18 protein-coding genes are annotated in these 19420 nt (G+C 49.3%); 7 read left to right on the forward strand and 11 right to left on the reverse strand.

Translation table 11 applies throughout. The features are described 5' to 3' along the window. Positions 1 to 236: 236 nt before the first annotated feature. Entirely contained in the window at positions 237 to 698 is a 462-nt protein-coding gene (locus I8U17_RS01955; protein WP_052154152.1) for a hypothetical protein, read from the forward strand. A 363-nt stretch (positions 699 to 1061) separates the two neighbouring features. Then, positions 1062 to 3128, forward strand: a complete 2067-nt coding sequence (locus tag I8U17_RS01960) for a thioredoxin domain-containing protein (protein WP_198055503.1) — start codon at positions 1062 to 1064, stop codon at positions 3126 to 3128. Between the two features lie 28 nt (positions 3129 to 3156). Here I8U17_RS01960 and I8U17_RS18695 read toward each other — a convergent pair whose 3' ends face one another. Together I8U17_RS18695 and I8U17_RS01970 are read right to left on the reverse strand one after the other, a co-directional pair. Further along, positions 3157 to 3393 carry a carboxypeptidase-like regulatory domain-containing protein gene (locus tag I8U17_RS18695; protein ID WP_370589200.1) on the reverse strand — a complete coding sequence of 79 codons (237 nt, stop codon included), beginning with the start codon at positions 3391 to 3393 and terminating at the stop codon, positions 3157 to 3159. 255 nt (positions 3394 to 3648) lie between these two features. Continuing rightward, positions 3649 to 4605, reverse strand: coding sequence for a trypsin-like serine peptidase (locus I8U17_RS01970; RefSeq protein WP_232330851.1), 957 nt, complete (start codon positions 4603 to 4605; stop codon positions 3649 to 3651). 570 nt (positions 4606 to 5175) lie between these two features. Between I8U17_RS01970 and I8U17_RS01975 the strand changes: the two genes are divergently transcribed. Continuing rightward, entirely contained in the window at positions 5176 to 7089 is a 1914-nt protein-coding gene (locus I8U17_RS01975) for a heavy metal translocating P-type ATPase (RefSeq protein WP_198055502.1), read from the forward strand. A gap of 96 nt (positions 7090 to 7185) precedes the next feature. Here the strand turns inward: I8U17_RS01975 and I8U17_RS01980 are convergent, their stop codons facing one another. From I8U17_RS01980 to I8U17_RS01995, 4 genes are all read right to left on the reverse strand, one after another. Next, on the reverse strand, positions 7186 to 7707 hold the full coding sequence (locus I8U17_RS01980) for a Fic/DOC family protein (RefSeq protein ID WP_152568533.1): 522 nt from the start codon (positions 7705 to 7707) through the stop codon (positions 7186 to 7188). A gap of 105 nt (positions 7708 to 7812) precedes the next feature. Further along, complete coding sequence (locus I8U17_RS01985; RefSeq protein WP_033100840.1) at positions 7813 to 8034, reverse strand: hypothetical protein; 222 nt, start codon at positions 8032 to 8034, stop codon at positions 7813 to 7815. A gap of 324 nt (positions 8035 to 8358) precedes the next feature. Then, on the reverse strand, positions 8359 to 8541 hold the full coding sequence (locus I8U17_RS01990) for a YhzD family protein (protein WP_232330858.1): 183 nt from the start codon (positions 8539 to 8541) through the stop codon (positions 8359 to 8361). 68 nt (positions 8542 to 8609) lie between these two features. Further along, entirely contained in the window at positions 8610 to 9416 is an 807-nt protein-coding gene (locus tag I8U17_RS01995; protein WP_198058962.1) for a mechanosensitive ion channel family protein, read from the reverse strand. A gap of 94 nt (positions 9417 to 9510) precedes the next feature. On the opposite strand from I8U17_RS01995, the gene I8U17_RS02000 reads away from it, so the two are divergent. Beyond that, positions 9511 to 10707: an MFS transporter gene (locus tag I8U17_RS02000; protein WP_198058963.1), complete on the forward strand. Its 1197-nt coding sequence runs from the start codon at positions 9511 to 9513 to the stop codon at positions 10705 to 10707. A gap of 5 nt (positions 10708 to 10712) precedes the next feature. Here I8U17_RS02000 and rnz read toward each other — a convergent pair whose 3' ends face one another. Both rnz and I8U17_RS02010 read right to left on the reverse strand, forming a co-directional pair. Next, entirely contained in the window at positions 10713 to 11657 is a 945-nt protein-coding gene (gene rnz, locus I8U17_RS02005) for a ribonuclease Z (protein ID WP_033100844.1), read from the reverse strand. Continuing rightward, complete coding sequence (locus I8U17_RS02010; protein WP_033100845.1) at positions 11654 to 12493, reverse strand: Cof-type HAD-IIB family hydrolase; 840 nt, start codon at positions 12491 to 12493, stop codon at positions 11654 to 11656. Before I8U17_RS02010 ends, rnz begins: the two co-directional genes overlap by 4 nt. 248 nt (positions 12494 to 12741) lie before the next feature. Between I8U17_RS02010 and I8U17_RS02015 the strand changes: the two genes are divergently transcribed. Further along, complete coding sequence (locus I8U17_RS02015; protein ID WP_198055500.1) at positions 12742 to 13686, forward strand: MBL fold metallo-hydrolase; 945 nt, start codon at positions 12742 to 12744, stop codon at positions 13684 to 13686. A gap of 6 nt (positions 13687 to 13692) precedes the next feature. Here the strand turns inward: I8U17_RS02015 and recQ are convergent, their stop codons facing one another. Further along, positions 13693 to 15843: a DNA helicase RecQ gene (gene recQ, locus I8U17_RS02020; protein WP_198058964.1), complete on the reverse strand. Its 2151-nt coding sequence runs from the start codon at positions 15841 to 15843 to the stop codon at positions 13693 to 13695. Between the two features lie 200 nt (positions 15844 to 16043). Here recQ and lplA point away from each other — a divergent pair, with 200 nt between their 5' ends. Beyond that, complete coding sequence (gene lplA / locus I8U17_RS02025; RefSeq protein WP_033100847.1) at positions 16044 to 17036, forward strand: lipoate--protein ligase; 993 nt, start codon at positions 16044 to 16046, stop codon at positions 17034 to 17036. Positions 17037 to 17098: 62 nt separating this feature from the next. Here lplA and I8U17_RS02030 read toward each other — a convergent pair whose 3' ends face one another. Both I8U17_RS02030 and I8U17_RS02035 read right to left on the reverse strand, forming a co-directional pair. Continuing rightward, complete coding sequence (locus I8U17_RS02030) at positions 17099 to 17980, reverse strand: hypothetical protein (protein ID WP_033100848.1); 882 nt, start codon at positions 17978 to 17980, stop codon at positions 17099 to 17101. A gap of 280 nt (positions 17981 to 18260) precedes the next feature. Further along, positions 18261 to 18455 (reverse strand): hypothetical protein, encoded by a 195-nt coding sequence (locus I8U17_RS02035; protein ID WP_033100849.1) that lies wholly within the window; start codon positions 18453 to 18455, stop codon positions 18261 to 18263. 379 nt (positions 18456 to 18834) lie between these two features. Here I8U17_RS02035 and I8U17_RS02040 point away from each other — a divergent pair, with 379 nt between their 5' ends. Beyond that, positions 18835 to 19410 carry a TetR/AcrR family transcriptional regulator gene (locus I8U17_RS02040; RefSeq protein WP_232330852.1) on the forward strand — a complete coding sequence of 192 codons (576 nt, stop codon included), beginning with the start codon at positions 18835 to 18837 and terminating at the stop codon, positions 19408 to 19410. Positions 19411 to 19420: the final 10 nt, after the last annotated feature.

Here is a 19420-nt window from a genome sequence, read left to right on the forward strand (position 1 = left end):
GGCCAGTGGTAGAAAGTACTTGGACATGACCGAGTACTTGGAGTGGCGAAAATCCAAAGAAAAACCTCAGCCAAAAGTCACACGCATAAGTTGAACGCCGACTTTTTCTGACCGTGGAAATTTACACATAATTTTGGACTTGATCCTGATCAATCATTAATTATATTATATTTAAAATTTGGATATTATTATGAAAATAATACCTGCCTTTTTTATATGGAGGTGGAAGGGATTTAATGCGTAATTTGATCATCATTTTCTTTTCTATTTTCGTTTTGGCAGGGTGTACAATGCATGAAGAATCAAAGAAAACCAATATCGTAAAAGTCGATGATCGAGCCTTTTTCATTTCAGATCAGCAATTTCCTGAAAGAGCATCGTTCTTTCGAAAAGCTTTCAGAGTAACGAAGACCGCTGCTTGTACGTTGGATCGTAAAAATGCAGGAGCCAGAAACAAAGAAGCGTTAAAGAGCTATCCACCAAAGGATGGATTTGATCGGGTGCAGTGGCCGCTTGCCATTTGCAGGGAAGGCGGGGCCGGCGCTTATGTTGAGTATATTGAGAGTGAAAAGAATGAACAGGTTGAGAAATGGTTACAAAAAGAGTTAAGTAAGTATCCTGATGGTACACCTCTTTTCTTTCACATAGGAGATCGTCCGAAGATGAATATCATAACAGATCAAAAGGAACGAAATTAGTATGAAGCACTCTTGCTTGAAATAAGTTTCCTTCAAACAATCCGTGCTTTAAATAGTAGGAAGATGAAGAAAAAATGAGCTTTTATCTGTCTGCTGATTTGTTTGAAGGCGATCATCCCGCATGGGATCAAGTTTTATGAGAACGAGGGCGATTTAAATCCGAATTTAAACTGGGAGTGCTCTTGTTTCGATTAACGCAATTGCCGATACAACTGGGAGATATTCCTGAGAAGTGAATTGGGGTGTGGACAGACAGCAGCTTTGAAGTTGATTAAACCATAAAGCGAGCCTTCATGTTGAGCCTCGCTTTTTCTTTATGGTAAGATAAACCAACTGAGTTTGGAAAAGTGGAGTGATCTTTCCGTGAAAAAAGCCAACCGATTAATCAACGAAAAATCTCCTTACCTTCTGCAACACGCCTATAATCCTGTCGATTGGTATCCATGGGGACCGGAAGCATTTGAGAAGGCAAAACTGGAAGACAAACCGATTTTTCTTTCGATCGGCTACAGCACTTGCCATTGGTGCCATGTGATGGAACGCGAAAGTTTTGAAGATGAACAGGTTGCGAAGGTATTAAATGAAAATTTTGTTTCGATCAAGGTGGATCGTGAGGAGCGTCCGGATGTGGATCACATCTACATGACGGTGTGCCAGGCGATGACGGGACATGGCGGTTGGCCGCTGACGATCATTATGACGCCGGAGCAGAAGCCGTTTTTTGCCGGCACTTACTTTCCGAAAGAGAGCCGGTACGGACGGACGGGCCTGATTGAGCTGCTTGAACGGGTGGCACGGCTTTGGAAGTCGGAGCGCAAGCGGGCCGATGAGATGAGTGGCCGGGTCACGGAGGCGGTGCAAGCTTATCTTGCTCCCGATGAAGCAGGGGAGTGGGGCAAGGAATTGTTTGATTATGCTTTTGAACAATTTGCCAGTCAATTTGACGAGGTGTATGGCGGATTCGGGGATGCCCCGAAATTTCCGCGGCCGCACGATTTCCTCTTTTTGCTGCGGTATTGGCGGCAGACGGGTGAAAATGAAGCGTTGCGCATGGTGACGTCTTCACTTGCAGCGATGCGAAAAGGGGGTATTTTTGATCATCTCGGTTATGGATTTGCGCGCTATTCCGTTGACCGGGAATGGCTGGTTCCCCATTTTGAAAAAATGCTGTACGATCAGGCGCTCTTGGCGCTCGCTTACATAGAAGCGTTCCAGGCGACGGGTGAGAAAAGCCATGCGGAAGTGGCGAGCGAGATTTTTACTTATGTCCTGCGGGATATGACTTCCCCGGAAGGCGGTTTTTACTCGGCGGAAGATGCGGATTCCGAGGGAGTGGAAGGGAAATTTTATGTCTGGACTCCCGGGGAGATTCAGGAAGTGCTCGGACCGGAAGAAGGGGCGTTCTTTTGTGAAGTGTACGGAGTGACGGAAGAAGGGAATTTTGAACACGGTACATCGATTTTGAACCGGATTGGAGTTTCCCTGGAGGAGATGGCAAAACGACGCGGTTTGTCTGTGGAGGAGCTTAACCGGAAGCTGGCCGAACAGCGGGAAAAATTGTTTGCCGTCCGGGAGAAGCGGGTTCATCCGTACAAAGATGATAAAATCCTCACTTCCTGGAACGGGCTGATGATTGCGGCACTGGCCCGCGGCGGCCGGGTTTTGGGAGAGACGGAGTATACGGATGCGGCCGTGCGTGCGGTGGAGTTTATCTTTAACAATCTGACCCGGGAAGATGGCAGGTTGCTTGCCCGTTTTCGCGATGGAGAAGCGAAATACCCCGGTTATCTGGATGACTATGCTTTTTTGATTTGGGGTTTAATCGAGTTGTATGAGACGACATTCCAGGCAAACTATCTCACACGGGCCATTTATTTGACCAAAAAGATGATCGAGCTGTTTGGCGATGAGAAAAATGGCGGTTTTTATTTTTACGGAAAAGATGCGGAGACGCTTTTGGTCCGGCCCAAGGAGATTTATGACGGAGCGACACCTTCGGGCAATTCGGTGGCTGCTTACAATTTGATCCGGCTGGGAAAATTGACTTCGGACGAGCAGCTTTTGAAGGAGGCGGATCGCCAACTTCGTGCTTTTGCCAAGGCGATTGATTCCTCGCCGATTTCCCATTCCTTTTTCTTGATTGCCATGATGTTCGCCCAGGGGCCGAGCAAGGAGATCGTCATTTCCGGACGTCCCAATGATGTCGATACGAAGGAAATGATTCGGATGGTGCAGCGGGCTTATCTGCCGGAAGCGGTGATTGCACTGCAACCGCGGGGAGATGTGGCGACGACGATGAAAATTTTCATTCCCAATGTGAAGGAGAAAGAGCCGGCGCAAGCGGAAAAGCCTGCCGTTTACATCTGCGAGAATTATGCTTGCCAGGCGCCGATCAGGGAGATAAAAGAATTGAAAGAAGCGCTCAAATAATAAAAGGGACAATGAAGGGCACAACCGATCAAAAAGGTTGTGCTTTTTTCTGTTCCCTTCCCGGGATCATCTTGATGTGGAACTTTTTCTTTTGAGAGGCTTCGGTTTGGACGATTATATAAGTCGGCTGATACCCGTTTTTTTGGAAACGGAATTGATAACGGCCGGGAGGAACGTGCCATGCAAAACAGCCGTTTCGGTCTGTATAAACTGCAATGTCCGGGATCGGTCCGGCTGTTTTCCCGGCCGGTTCCGGAAAGACCAATACATGCTCCAGGGGAAAGCCATGATGATCGGTGACTTGACCGCTGATGGTGCTTTTGCCCTCATTGGCAAAGAGGGACGCGGAGAAGGGGAGGAGAAGAAGAAAAAGGAAAAAGAGAGTGTAACAAGCTGATGAATAGCGGGAAAATGTCATGGTTGGCCCAAACTCCTTTTGCCAAAAAGGTGTCCGCCAACATGAGAAAGCGCTTGGCGGACATCCTTCCTGTGTCGATTCAGGAGGCCGGAAAGCCCCTTTTTACTGTTGTCGCCATAGATTCAGGTTATTAAACACTTCCTGGGTGATCCTCGTTCCGCTATTATATCCGTTGTACCCGTAAACACCATTGGTATGGATCGCGATGGAGCATACCCCGCATCCCCGGGAATTTTCCTGATAGACCGGGGAACCGCTTTGTCCTCCATATGTATCGTTTGAATAATAGAGTTTGTACGCTGTGGATTTGCGAATCTGATCCCTGTCTTCCCATTGCGTGCCGTATTCTTTATCGCCGGGATAACCGCTAAGATTCTCAGGCGTTCCGTCCAGCGAACCGCTTTTCCAGAGATAACCGAACCAACCGGCTGAATCTCCGATATCCCAATTCAATTTGATCGCGCCATAATCGTAGGAGCCGTCTCCATCTTCCGTCCACCCGGTCACGGAATAGAACGTTCGGGCTTTGGCTGAGCCATAAGGAAGGTCGTTCCCGTTTCGGCCGGGGTACACATTGGCGAAACTGGCCCATTTATGTTTGTTTGGATCATATACACAATGTCCGGCGGTCACAACCGTATCCGGGCTGATCAGCCAACCGGTGCAGCCGCCGATATCGCTTTCAATTTTTACGATGGCACTGTAAGGATAGACGGAGGGATCCTGCACTTCGGTTCGTTCATCCTGTCCGATGACAGATTCCTCTCCCAAGTGTCCGGCAGATTGGTTCGATGTTCTTGAAGAAGATGGGGCGAATTCATGGATGCGTTTGTTCGTTCCCGGATGTCCTTTTACATAGGCTCCGTTTTGCGTCTGAATCACATCATCAGGCTGACCGAACACGGTGCGGTAAGAACCGTCACTGGAGACGGGGGTATGGGGGGAGTCATTGGCCGCAGACGCTTGTCGGATCGGAAGAACGCTTGTCAATGGAAGCAGGGTTAACCCCAGAAGCGCTGTTGCCATGATCGTTTGTCGCAAGCTGAATTTGTGTGACATGAGCAAATCTCCTTCCCAGTTTATGACTGTCACCGAATATTATAAATAAAACCAAAATTAGGGACAATTGGACATTCTTGTATAGACGGAGAAAATAACGGAAAAGTTGCATGTTGAAATAAAAACGAATTTGCATTGAATTATTTTTTATTTATGAATTAGTTTATTTTTCGTTTATTAAATACTGTTAAATCCAAATGATTTAACCCGAAGCTGCGGAACGCATGGATGAAAACGGGCAAGAAAATTTCTATTTTTGGACAAATTTATCGGCCTTTTTGCTTCTCCGGGCAAAGTTTCCGGTCAATCAGATGGTTCGCTCCCCTCTCCCAGTTTTTTCATCTCCGACATAGATGCCCGTTTTGAAAAACTCCTCCTGAGGGGATTTACTTTTAATGATTATCATATTATAATTATTATAAAAATGTTAACCTGAACAAACTTATTTGCAATCAATCAAAAACGAGAATCGTTTTCAATGGATGTGTGCGGCTCCGGCAAGCGGGGTCGCTTCGCTTGTTTTAAGGTAAATAAAAATGATCATTATTCTCAAAAGGCGGTGTGGCGAATATGCAAATGGAGGTCTTGCCGGATAAACGGCATGCAACAGTCTTCACTTGGCTTCATAATTGGGATTGGAAACGACATATGGAGATGATGGCTGCCGTAATTTGCGGTGTTTTGCTGTTCGTGGCCTGGTGGATGCAAAAAGAGAGATTGGGGCTGGCGCTTGCGTTGTTCATCGCTGCTTATGTGATCGGAGGATTTGCCAAAGCAAAAGAGGGGGCCGCCACCCTGATCCGGGAGAGAGAACTTGATGTAAATCTGCTCATGTTTGTGGCCGCGATCGGAGCAGCGGCAATCGGCTATTGGCTGGAAGGCGGCATGCTCATCTTTATTTTTGCGGTCAGCGGTGCCTTGGAGAGCTATACCTTGGCCAAAAGCGAAGGGGATCTGTCTTCGCTGATCAAACTGAAACCGGAACAGGCCCGCTTATGGACGGAGGATGGCGAAGAACACCTGGTGCCGGCAGGTCAATTGAAACAAGGGGATCTGATTCTGGTGAAACCCGGTGAACGGATCGCGGCGGACGGGATGATCAGAAAAGGAGTGTCATCGGTACATGAAGCGGCGATTACCGGCGAAGCGATGCCGGCAGAGAAAAAGGAAGGCAGCGAAGTGTATGCCGGGACGACCAATGGGGAAGGTTCCCTGATCATTGAAGTGACGAGGGCGGGGGATCAGAGTGTGGTCGCCCGGATGGTCCGGCTGATTGAACAGGCGCGTTCGGAAGTGCCGCCTGTGCAAACGAAGATTGAGCGAATCGAAAAAATCTATGTGAAGGCGGTATTGCTGCTGACTGGTTTGCTGATGCTTTTGCCCCCTGTTTTTTTTGACTGGTCGTGGAAAGAGAGCTTATACCGTGCGATGATTTTTCTGGTCGTCGCATCTCCCTGCGCCTTGGTCGCCTCCATTTTGCCTGCTCTGCTGGCGGCGATTTCAAACGGCGCGCGGCAAGGAATCCTGATCAAAAGCGGGAAGCAACTGACCAACCTGGCCGGCTTGAAGGTGATCGCTTTTGATAAAACGGGCACCTTGACGGCAGGACGTCCGCAAGTGACGGATATACGGCCTTTCGGAGAATGGTCGGAAACGGAACTGCTTCAGGCTGTCGCCTCGATTGAAGGGTTGTCCGAGCATCCGATCGCCCGGGCGTTTGCGGAATATGCAGCGGCCAACGGAGTGAAACCGGAAAAAGTGGAATCCTTAACGGCGCATCCCGGGAAAGGAATTGAAGCGGAGTATAAAGGGAGCCGTTGGTTTATCGGGAAACCGCGTGCATTTTCCGAGCAAAACCGGGAGGTCGGCGAAATCGTCCGAAAATGGGAGGATGAGGGGAAAACCGTTATTTTGGCGGCAAAGGACGGGGAGATAGCCGGTTGCTTCGCGCTGCGCGATCAGATTCGGCCGGAAGCGGCAGAGATGGTGCGCGAATTGAAAAAGCAGGGGATTCTCGTGGCCATGTTAACCGGCGATCAAAGGAAAACCGCAGAAGCGATCGCCGAAGAAGCGGGAGTTGATCTCGTCTTTGCCGATCTGCTGCCGGAAGAAAAAGTGCGGTTGGTCGAGGAGCTAAAAGAGACATACGGTGAGGTGGCGATGGTAGGGGACGGTGTCAATGATGCTCCTGCCCTCGCCCGTGCGGGAACCGGATTTGCCATGGGAGGAGAAGGGACGGATTTGGCTCTGGAAACGGCCGATGTCATCCTGATGAAAGACGATCTCTTGAAAATCCCGTATTTGATCAGGATGGCGAAAAAGCTGAACCGCGTCGTAAAGCAAAACGTGATCTTTGCTTTATCGGTGATCGGTCTGCTGGTGGCGGCCAATTTCATCCAGTGGATGAATCTGCCGTTTGGCGTGGTGGGGCATGAAGGAAGTACGATTTTGGTTATTTTAAATGGACTGCGTTTGTTGAAGTGAACTACAATGAAAAGGGAGAAGCTGACCGAATCCGGCGTTTCTCCCTTTTTGCTGTCTTCAAAACTTTTAAAGAAAAAACGTTGGTTGTGATGGTTATCAATTTCGGCGGTAAAAGCGGATCAGTTCGGCATTTGGTTTTTCATTTGCCAGACTTATCTGAATCATGCGGACCAATTTAGCCCGCGACCGGTGTGCTGATTCAATCATTGCTTCCAACATGGCATCGGCGTCAAGCGCATACCAGTCAATCTCATAGCCTGTATTCAAACCCAGACAGCGAATGAACTCCCGCTGAGCCCGTCCGTTTCCCTCGCGAAAAGGGTGAAGCATGTTGATCTCCGCGAGATAATAGGCGGCCCGGTCGGAGAAACTTTCGGCATCCAGTCCAGTCAGATACCTCTCGGACCGGAGTTCGGCAAAGATTCGTTCTGCTTGGGGACGAAGGAAATAAGGCAAACAAAAAACGGTCGGAGGTTTTGAGATCGTTTCCGTCCGGAGTTGACCTGCCCACTCGTACACATCTTGAAAGAGATACCAATGGATCCGTTGCAGATGGAGTAGATCAAAATGGCCGAGGATCGGTGACTCCATCAACTGCACCAGGCGTTTGGAAGTCATCAATCTCTCCCAGACAGCGAGTTTCTTCTGATCACGCAGGCCTCGTTTATTTTTCAAGATCGTTGTACCGGGATAAAAGTAAGGAGATTCCTTCAATCTCTGGTACTATCCTTTCAGTGCAAGCTCCAGTGCCTTGCGGTCATATTCTTCTTCGGAGATTCGCCCTTCGCAGTAAGCGAGGAGTAGTTCTTGTTCAGGTTTGCTCAGATGAACGCCTTCATGTTTCAGTGTCCCAACGGCCCCCCGGAACTTCGCTTTTGGCGATATCTGCTTGGGAGAGTCGGTGATTTGGTTGGCAACGCCCATTTGAGTTGGCATCCTTTCCATTTTGAGGTTCACCTCTATTTTATCATTTGCGGCCGGGGACCAACAATGTTCAGCCGCCCCGTTTACGGCACGTTCCTATTATAGGTGGGAGGGGATGTCTCTTATACCCGGAAACACGATGCAAAAAAAAGGCACAGATCTTCGGATCTGCCAGCTTGTTGACAAAGTTACGAAACCAAGGACTGCCGGGGCCGGGTGTTTTTCCTTGCTCCCGTTTCTACTGTCGCAAAAGCCACTGCTGAAAAACACCCATGCCCTCCTCTGGCGTTGTTAACAGTTTTGCAGATCTTCCTGAACTGCGCGCAATCGGCGATGATGAACATATTACTTCAACTGATGGGATTTAAACGCGACCAATCTCCCTGTTGTATGGAAAATGCGGTGAGGTTTGGTCACGTGGCCGTGTTTCGTCAGCCAAGCATAACCTTCCTTTTTGGCTTCTTCGTCCGTTTTCGCCTTGAGTGCTTCGTCGAATAACACTTCTCCCTTTTCATCATAAACGGTCATATGGTACACGACTGGCTCACCTCATCTTTTGTGTGAGTTGTGTGGCAAATCAAATTTATTATAGCATGTCAAAGTGAAGCATTCAGTTTGATCTGCGCCTGATCAAGCGCTTTTTTCAGATCTTTTCTCATTTCCCGCTCGACTTCGCTTTTCTTCTCATTTTCGGTTTGGGCGACGACACGAATCATCGCTTCAGTAGTGCTGATCGTTTCCACCCCCAGCACTGTCGGGCCGTTTATAATGCCAGCCATCTGCTGTTTGAGGCGGTTGCATTCCTGTTCCAGAACGGAAATGGCCCGGTCGAGGTCCGCATCTTCCGGGATGGGGAGATCGACCTGCGCCTGTTTAAACCCGCGTGAATGGTTGGTGAGCGATTTTACATCCCGGTTGAGGACAAAGTGAAGGTCCCCGTCACTGTCACGCAGTTTCAGCACGCGCAGACCGACATGCTCCACAGTGCCGGAATATCCGTTCACGGTAATTTCCTCGCCGACATGAACCTGATCTTCCATCAGCATAAAAAATCCGGTAACGATGTCGGCGACCAAATCTTTGGCCCCAAAGCCGATCGCCAGGCCCAGGACGCCGGCACTGGCCAAAATGGCAGAGATATCAATGCCGAATTCTTTGAGTACGGTAACCGCGGCAATAAAAAAGATTACATAGGTGGATACGTTGATCAACAAGCTTTGTATCGTTTTCAGGCGCTGCTGCGTTCCTTTGTTCAGCCGCTTGCTCTGATTGGTCAGGCGAATGATGATTTTGCGGATGACGGAAAGAGCGATCAGTGAGATGACAATAATGAAGATGCTTGCGAGCAGGGAATCGAAGATTTTGGTGAAATCGATGTGAATCCAATTGGATAAATCAGGCATAAAAAAGTTCTCCTCCTTGTTGCGCATTCGGATTGAACGGTCTATAATCCTCTTCATGATATTTTGATTGCAGAAAAAGGGAGGTGCTGAATCGATGGTCGAACGGTGGTCGATTGCACGGTTTCGCATATTGGTGCTGATCGTCTGTGTTGCCGGGATGACCCAGGGATTGCTCATTCCGCTCCTTACCACTTTACTTGACGAGCAGGGAATAAATCCGGCCGTCAACGGTTTGAGCGCAGCAGCTCTTTATATCGGAATGCTCATCGCTTCGCCGTTTGGGGCAAGGGTGGTGAAGCGGAAAGGATTGAAATGGACAATTTTGTTTGGTTTGTGCACAGTGGGTGGAGCGACCATTCTGTTTCCTCTCTCGTCCAATGTCTGGATTTGGAGTTTCCTGCGTCTTGTTGTCGGAGCAGGTGACAGCTTATTGCATTATGCGACCCAGCTGTGGATTACGACAACCGCTCCTGCCGTACAAAGGGGAAAACGGATTTCCCAGTACGGTTTTGCCTATGGGCTCGGTTTTGGCATCGGCCCTCTCGGCATGAATTTGCTTGTTTTTGGAAAGTTTATGCCGTTTTTGGCTGTCCTGGCCGTTTTGGGCATCTCTCTTTGCTTGTCGCTGCGTCTCGATAATGGAAGCCTGCCGGAGTCGGCAGAGGTTGCTTCCGGGAAAAGGCAGCGGAACGGGGCGCAATTGCGGCGAATTTATCTGACGGGTCTGGTTGCGCTGTGTCCTCCCGTTTTATACGGTTTTCTGGAAACGGCGCTGTCGGGAAACTTCCCGGTGATCGGTTTGAAAGAAGGTCTCTCCAAAGGATGGATCTCCATCCTGATCTCCGCCTTCGTCTGGGGGAGCTTGCTGTTGCAGGTACCGCTCGGAACGCTGGGAGACCGGATCGGCCGTAAACGAATCCTGATCGCGACCTGCTGTTTGGGTTCGCTCGGGATGTTTCTGATTCCTCTGTTGCTTTCAAATGTTATCTATCTGCTCATCGCTTTTACATTGATCGGAGGCTTCGTCGGTTCTCTGTTTTCCCTCGGCCTTGCTTATGCCACGGATCTTTTGGCTGCCGACGATTTGCCGGCAGCCAATGCGATTGCCGCCATGCATTTCAGTGTCGGCAGCATCCTCGGCCCCTATCTGGGCGGTTATCTGATCGAGTGGTTCGGGAGTCCGGCGTTGTTTTGGTTTATCGGCAGTTCGCTTTTGGTTTTTGTTCTGTTGGCGCTGCTGTATCCCGTCACGCATAAGCAGGAGGAAATCGTTCGGAAGAAAGCAGTCTAGAACGATTACGTCTGTTTCTGTTTAACTTCGCGCACCGGCAATTCATATTCGAAGCCGTCATGGGCGAGCAGCGTTTGCGGAAAGACGCTTCTGGCTTCTTCGAGCAATTCGGCACAATCTTCCTCTTGAAAGCGGGAACTGATATGATTTAGAATGAGACGTTTTGCTCCGGATTGTTTGGCCACTTCCGCCGCCTGGGTGCAGGTTGAATGAAAGAAAGAAAAAGCCAACTCTTCCTGTCCGGCCCGGTAGGTCGATTCATGGATGAGTATATCTGCATTGCCTGCGAGTTCGAATGCGGTCTTTGTGACGCGGGTATCACCGAGGATGGCGATGATTCTTCCCGGTACTGGCGGAGACAGGAACTCTTTGCCGTCGATGTGCCGCCCGTCCGGGAGCAAAACCGTTTTTCCTTCTTTCAATTCTTTGTAAACAGGACCGGGTGGAACGCCGATTTCCTTGAGGCGCTTGGCATCGAGCCGCCCGGGCTGTTCTTTTTCCATCAGCCGAAAGCCGAATGACGGGATGCCGTGATCCAATTTCTTGACCAGAATGGAGAACGCTCCTTCCGTAAACCGGCTGCCGTCGGCGATTTCCTCCACCTTCAGCGGATAGCGGAGGAATGTCCGGCTCGTTTTCAGAGAGATTTCAATGAATTCGGCCAATCCCGGGGGGCCGTATACGGTCAGCGGTGTTTCCGCTCCCTGAAAGGAACGGCTTCCCAGGACTCCAGGCAAGCCGTAGAGATGGTCCCCGTGCAGGTGGGTGATCCAGATGTGGCTTACCTTACTCAGCTTTACAGGTGAAACAAGTATTTGATGCTGGGTTGCCTCTCCGCAGTCAAACAGCCAGGTTTGTCCTCCGTATTCCGGCATGACCAGGGCGAGGGAAGAAACGTTGCGCATTCTGGAAGGAACCCCCGCGCCGGTACCGAGGAAATAGAAGATCATCCCTTTTGCATCCTTTCTTCATCAAGACCGCTTTCGGTCGCCTGTCTGTTCCGGTTAAAGTCCAGGACCCACCTGGCTGCTTCGGCTACGGAATGCACGATATGAGCCGCTTCTTTTTGCACAGCCGGGTCGGCACCAGCCATGGCAAAGCTGTGCGGAGTCATCCGGAGCATGGAGATATCGTTAAAGGAGTCACCGATGCAAGCGACTTCCTCAGCTTTCAGGCCCAACCTGTCGATTAATTTTTCAATGGCAGCACCTTTGGAAATCCCGTACGGCATGAAATCGATGCAATCTTTGTCGGAAATAAAGGTGTCCAATTGTCCGCGGTATTTGGTGTTAATGTGTTGTTCCAGTTTTTTGATGGTTTCGAGATCACCAAAAAAACAGAGTTTGCTTGGAAGGATCGAGTGACCGATTTGTTCCGGCACATGCGGATCTTCTTTCACCGGCATCTTCATGCGTTGTTCAATCGCCCGGATCTCCGGGGTTTTGGCCTTCACGAGCATGTCGTTTTCCTGATTGATGAAACAAGAAAGTCCGAACGGGAGTGCCTCCTGGTACAGTTGACGCGCGAGTTCACCGGGAAACACGGCGGAACTGAGCTTTTCATTTTCCGTCGTATAGAGAAAAGCGCCGTTTTGACTGATGCGGTGGGCATTGATGCCGATTTCTCCCGCGATGCGCGTCAGTTCTTTATCCATGCGGCCTGATGCGAGGCAGAGGATCACCCCTTCGCGCTCCAATGTCCGCAGGGCGGCCTGATCGGCTTCCGTAACGCGCTTTTCATGGTTAAGTAAGGTGTTGTCCAGATCGCTGACAAATAATCGAATCATGCTATACACTCTTTCTATGTCTTTTGTTCCACCGGTATCTCCCATAGCGTACCACAAAGTGTTTCATTTTTCATGATCCCGGATGACAGAGGGAAGATTCTTTTTCATCCATACATGGAAAATATTGAACGATCCGGAGATGAGACAGTTTAAGCCAACTCGGGAGGGTCATGGAGGAACCGGAAAGATAAGGGGATACCACGATCTGACCTGCAATAAACATTCACAGAAGGAGAAGACAAGCATTTATGATTATGGACAGCCTTTTTATCATCGGCTTGTTATTCATATTCCTTGTCATCGTTGTTTTGGTTTCGGTTTTCAGGCATTTTTCCCGGATGCCAAAACCTCTCTTCAAGGAGCCGGCCAACTTCCTTAAGCCAAAGTGCTGGAGCGATGAAGACGTTACTGTTGGCTGGGTCGGCCATTCGACGGTGCTGATTAATCTGTATGGCACCAAGATTCTGACCGATCCCGTTTTGGGGCGGCGCGTCGGCGTCCATCTGGGGATCCGGGACTGGACGATCGGTCCCAAACGGCATACGGGACCGGCTTTGTCCATTGAGGAGTTGGGACATGTCGATCTGATTCTGTTGTCTCATGCCCATATGGATCATTTTGATTTCCCGAGCTTGAAAAAATTGGCTCATTCCGGCACCAAGGTGGTTACGGCGTCAGGAACCGGACATTTATTGAAAAAGATGCCTTTTTCCGAGGTTTTTGAGCTGGGAGGAGAGGAAAGCATCGATTTTCGCGAATGGGGACTCACCATCACGGCGGTTCCGGTCAAGCACTGGGGGAACCGTTTTCCGTGGAATAAGAGTTACGGATACACGGGGTATTTGCTTGAAAAGAGGGAACAACGGATTTTTTATCCCGGTGATACCGCCTATACCCCGAATCTGTCCAAGCTGAAGGAAAAGGGGGAGATCGACCTGGCCCTGATGCCGATCGGCGCTTATTTCCCCGATTCGTTTCAGTGGGCGCACTGTACGCCGGAGCAAGCTTGGCAAATGTTTAAAGAGATCGGAGCAAAATGGCTGGCTCCGATCCACTGGAATACATTTGTCCTCTCCTATGAGCCGGTCGATGAACCGATCCGGCGCCTGAAGGAAGCAGCAGGGGAGGAAGCGGAACGGATTGTCTGGCAGGAACAGGGAGAAGTTTTTTGTTTGAGCAAAGCCGTCCGCTGATCCGGGTCATTTTGCCGTCGGGGAGAGAAGCTCCCTTTTGGCGATGGCTGCTTTTATGGCCATGTAGTCGACTTCCGGCGGCAGGGCGTCTTTGATCGGACGCAGTTTATGCGCACCCAGTTCCGCGATTTTTTGCATGATCAGCTTTTCCCAGCGCGGGGGAATAAAGTCGTCCCAGGAAAGATCCATTCCTTCCAGTCCGGCCCGGAGCAGATGATCTTCGACGGTGCTGCGGACAAGCCCTCTTTCCGCGGCGATTTCATCAATCGTTTTTCCCTGCACATACAAGTGATAGGTGACCAGGTGGCTCGGCTCTTTGTCAGAGGAGGCAGAGGCGGCCGGATCCGTTTCCGGAGAGAGATTATGTTTTTGCGCATATTGACGGATCGCTTCAAGAAAAGCGAGACCATATTTTTTGTATTTCCTCTCCCCGACACCGCTGATCGACCGCATCACCTCTTCCGTCAGCGGCAGGCGGCGGCACATTTCTTTTAATGTGCTGTCGCCGAAAATCATATAAGGCGGCAACTGTTCCTGTTCGGACAGTGTTTTGCGAAGCTGGCGCAGTTCTTCAAACAACCCGTGGGAACGTTTCGGTTCGGAATGGAGCGATTGATCATGATCCAGGCGGATTCTGACCGGTCTCATTCCTTTCAGGACTTCAATCGCTTTGTTAGTCAGTTTGGCGATGGGAAAGGACATTCCGCCTTCGTAAGCGAGGGAGATATACCCTTCCGCTGCCAACCGCTTGCATAAGCCGAGGATTTCCTTCTCCGTGTATTCACTCAGGATCCCGTAGGTGGACAGCTTGTGGAGATCCCACTCCATAACGCGTTTGCTTTTGGAACCGCGCAACACTTTGGAGATGATGGTGAGTCCGAAACGTTCCTGCATTCGCTTGATACAGGAGAAGATTTTTTGCGCCTCAATGGTGATATCGCTCAAGTCCCCCGCCTGATTCCGACAATTTCCGCACGTGCCGCAGGCGGTCGTCTCTTTTTCGCCAAAATAGGAGACGATCTCTTTTTGCAGGCATCCTCCGGCATGGCAGTAGTTGATCATCTTTTGCAGTTTGTTCAGCTCATAGGTTTTACGCTCCGGCGTCATGTCGCTGTGCGTGATCAGGTAGCGCTGGGTCGGGATGTCCTGCGGAGAGAAAAGGAGGATGCATTCGCTTTTCTCACCGTCCCGTCCGGCCCGTCCGGCTTCCTGATAGTAGCACTCCAAATTCCGGGGCATGTTGTAATGGATGACAAAGCGCACATTGGATTTGTCGATGCCCATCCCAAAAGCATTGGTGGCGATGATGGTCTGGATCTGGTCATAGGAAAACTGCTCTTGGGCGCGGTTTCGTTCTTCTTCACTCATTCCTCCGTGGTATTTGGCCACAGAAAAACCGGCTCCGGCGAGCAAGGCGTGAAGCTGGTCGGTTTCTTTTCGTGTGGCACAGTAGATGATCCCCGTTTTTCCCTCATTTTGCCGCAAATAGTTTTGGATGAATTCGCTTCTGTTCTCTTCATGTCTAACATAAAAAGAAAGGTTTTCCCGCCGCAATTTGGTTGAAAATATATGGGAAGGCGGAATTTTCATCAGGCTGGCAATATCCTCACGCACGTCGCTCGTCGCGGTTGCTGTAAGAGCGGCAATAATCGGGCGTCGCGGCAGCTTCAGGATCATGTCCGCCATGGAGCGGTAGCTTGGACGGAAATCGTGCCCCCACTGGGAGATGCAGTGAGCCTCATCAATGGTGACAAAGTAAATGGGCAAGCTTTCAAAAATCGTCTGGAAACGGTGGGAATCGAGACGCTCGGGAGCGAGATAGAGCAGCTTGTATTTCCCCTGTTTCAGCCGGATGATGCGTTGGTCGATTTGCTCCGCGCTCAGGGAGCTGTTTATGTAAGTGGCCGGGATTCCCAGCTCTTTCAGTCCGTCAACTTGATCCTTCATCAGAGAGATCAAGGGGGAAACCACAAGGGTGATACCCGGAAACATTAACGCGGGAATCTGGTAGCAGATTGATTTGCCGCCACCGGTCGGCATGATGCCCATCGTGTTGTGCCCGGCCAGGATGCTTTCGATGATCTTTTTTTGTCCGCTGCGAAATGTGGGATAACCGAAGTATTTTTGCAGGAGCAGTTCCGCTTGCTCAAGTGACAAAGCGATTCACCCCCCAAAGTCCATGAAACTTGACTGTAATCTATTGTACACAATGGCAGGGGGCTTGGCAGGCAGGAATTTGCTTCTGTCGGCAAAGGGTGACAAGGGTAATAAATTTATTTAGAATGAATGAGGTATGTGGATAATCTGCGAAATGCAAATCAAAGCGCCTGACGATTGGAAAGAAGGTGTGAAGAACCATGCTTTTTATTGACAATCAAAATGTAACCGATCCGCGAATCAATCTCGCGATCGAGGAATACGCTTTGAAACATTTGGATATCGAAAATACGTACCTGCTCTTTTATATAAACGAACCATCGATTATTATCGGCAAACACCAGAACACCGTTGAAGAGATTCATGTCGATTATGTGCGGGAACACGGCATCCATGTGGTGCGACGGCTGTCCGGCGGCGGAGCGGTCTACCATGATCTGGGGAATTTGAACTTCAGCTTCATCACCAAGGACGATGGCAAAAGCTTTGCCAATTTCCGCAAGTTCACTGATCCTGTGATCCGGGCATTGCGGGAATTGGGATTGGATGCGGAATTGAGCGGCCGGAATGATATCCTGATCGAAGGCCGGAAAATATCGGGGAATGCACAATTTTCCAGCCGGGGACGCATGTTCAGCCATGGAACGCTGATGTTTGATGTCAACCTGGATCGCGTGGAAAAGGCGCTCCAGGTCAAAAAGGATAAAATAGAGTCAAAAGGGATTAAATCGGTGCGCAGCCGCGTCGCCAATATTACTGACTTTCTCAGGCAGCCGATGACGATTTTGCAGTTTCGCTCTTATCTGTTGTCCCGCATTTTCGCCGGGCAAGATCCGATTCCCGAATATGTGTTGTCTGAAGCTGATTGGCGGGAAATTCACAGGATCGCAGACGAACGTTATAAAAATTGGGATTGGAACTTCGGGGAGTCTCCCGAGTTTAATGTGATGAGAAGCAAGCGGTTCCCCATCGGCTCGATCGATGTACGTCTGGATGTGGGGGAAAAAGGGATCATTAAAAACTGCAAGATTTACGGGGACTTTTTTGGGATCGGCGACGTTGCCGATATCGAGAAACGCCTCATCGGAAAACGGTATGATCGCGACGAGATCGAAGCGGCCCTTTCCGGTCTGGATGTGAAGCATTATTTCGGGGATATTACGAAGGAACAGTTTATCGATCTGCTTTACTGAACGAAGCGGGTTGAAGCAAAGGGAAAAGCTCGTACCGCGTTGTACGAGCTTTTCTTCCGTGATCAAATGATTCTCTTTAACAAAGAAGAGGGAGCATCCTGTTTGGCCAGCAGTTTTTGCAGTTTCGCTGCTTTGTATATCAGAATATGCTCCAAAACAAAATCCTGGTATCCTTTCAACAGCAATAAGTAGAGAACGCTGCGGTACAACTTTTGTTTCGGGGGTTGCAGCGGGTCGATGAGGATGAGGGAAACCTGCGTCCCTTGGTTGACTGTCAATGCAAATATTGAACCGAGAGAACTGTCTTTCCGGCGATATCGGTATTCCTCCAACTGATATTGATTGCGCGTTCCGGCAAATTTGACAACCTCCCGCGGGAGAAGCGGCAAATGTTGACGTTTTAACAGGTTGGCGGGGATGTATAGGTTGAGGCGATCGTTTTGTGAAGCATTAAAGCGGAGTACGGCTTTGTAGTTGGCGAGTGCGGGAATGAGTGAAATGCGTCCGATAAAGGTTTGGATGATTAAAGATCGATCGCTGATCTTGTAGCCGAACAGGATATCCTGGTCAATCAGGCCCCAGCCTTTGGGTGAAAGTTGAACCCGGCCCAGATGTAACAGTTGAATCATTCTTGAGCGCAAAAGATGTATGTCCGTGCATGGGCTGATCCGTTCATTCCAGCGGCGGAAAGCGTGAAAATCAAGGACGATTTGCAAATCTTTCGGCAATTGGCCCGGAATCCGCCCGCTTCGAGCTTTTTGCCTGGAAATCTGCCGAATCAGTGTCTCTTTGTCCAGTTGATCGTCAAAATGACGGCAGCATGTCCATTCGGTCACTTGAATCTCTTTGTTGACAAACGCCTTGTTATACAGAATCTGGTGAAAGCGGGGATGTTGTTTAAGCCGGTGAAGCAGTTCATCATGTTGATTGGAAGGGTGTAACATAGCGGTGTCATCCTTTCTCTGAAAATGATGACAAAACCGAACAGCCTTCTGGGTGAAATCCGGGATTACACGCTCCTCGAAAACAGTTCTGTATATTAATAGTAACATAATAAAAGTAATTTAGGTGAATGTTTTCATATAATTATAAAATTAGTTTCTGTTACTTATGTCAGAGGGGCACAGAAAAAAGCGCTTGGTTATTTGACCAAGCGCTTGCTTTTATCTTCTGAATTTTGGAATCATTTGACTTAATATTCATGTAAAATGCAAATTTATTAATCTAATTTTCCTCGCTTGGATGTTCTCTCCATTCTTTCAGGGTATCCTTGACAATTCGCTGTACCACCGCGGCCGGGTCCAATTGATGTTGCCGGGCAATCGCCTCCAATTGCTCAATTTCCTCTATGGTTAACCAGAAATGAAATGAGATAAAAGCATCTTCCACCAACTCTGACTGCTTCCGCCTGAAAAACACGTCTCAGCCCACCTTCCGTTTGCCGGCTAATGTTGTAATTACTGTTATATTTTGATATTTACATTCGTTTTCCTGTTAACGAAACGTGAAAGGATGGGGATTTGCTGCGGGAATTAACCGCATACTGAATGTGTCAGGGAAGAGCATCCTCAGGATGGTCATCTGCTTATTCAGCGAAAAAAACATGAAGATCTGAATTTGCTTAGGCTTTCATCTTCGGGTTGGCTGGGAGGAGATGCTTTTTTCTTATTCAAATAAAATAGCATTTATGAAAGATATAAAAGTAGCCTTGACAAATATTCGAAAATTCTATTAAGATAAAAACAAACAAGCGCTTGTTTTTGAGATTGTCTTTGCAGAAGTTGGAGAAAGGAATTGGATGATGGCCAGAGTTGGACGGAGAGAAGAGATTTTAGCCATTGCCTGCCGGCTTTTCAGCCAAAAAGGGTATCATGGCACTACCATTCGCGATATTTCTGAGGCCTGCGGAATTCTGTCAGGCAGTTTATACGCTCATATCAATACCAAGGAAGATTTGCTGTTTGAGATTACAGACCGGGGGGCGGAAGCGTTTTTGGGCTCCCTTGAGCCGATTGTGAAGAGCGGGAAGATTGCCTCGCAAAAACTGCGGGAAGCGGTCAAGGCGCATATGCATGTGATCGAGGCAAATCTGGAAGCAGCCACCGTGTTTTTTCATGAATGGAAAGCGCTGACCGGTGACCGGTATGAGCAAATTCGAAAAAAGCGCGATAGTTATGAGCGCTTGTGGGCAGCCATTTTGGAAGAGGGGATCAAGTCCGGGGAATTTAAGCAATTGGATGAAAAATTGGCCCGTCTGCTCGTATTGTCGGTGGCCAACTGGACTTACCAATGGTATCGCCCGGGAGGGAAACTGAAGGCGGATGAGGTTGCCGACCGGTTTGTGGAGATGATTCTCATCGGCTTTCAGGCGTAAAAAAGGGGGA

It is taken from the genome of Thermoactinomyces sp. CICC 10521, assembly GCF_016055135.1.
Classification (GTDB): domain Bacteria; phylum Bacillota; class Bacilli; order Thermoactinomycetales; family Thermoactinomycetaceae; genus Thermoactinomyces_A; species Thermoactinomyces_A daqus.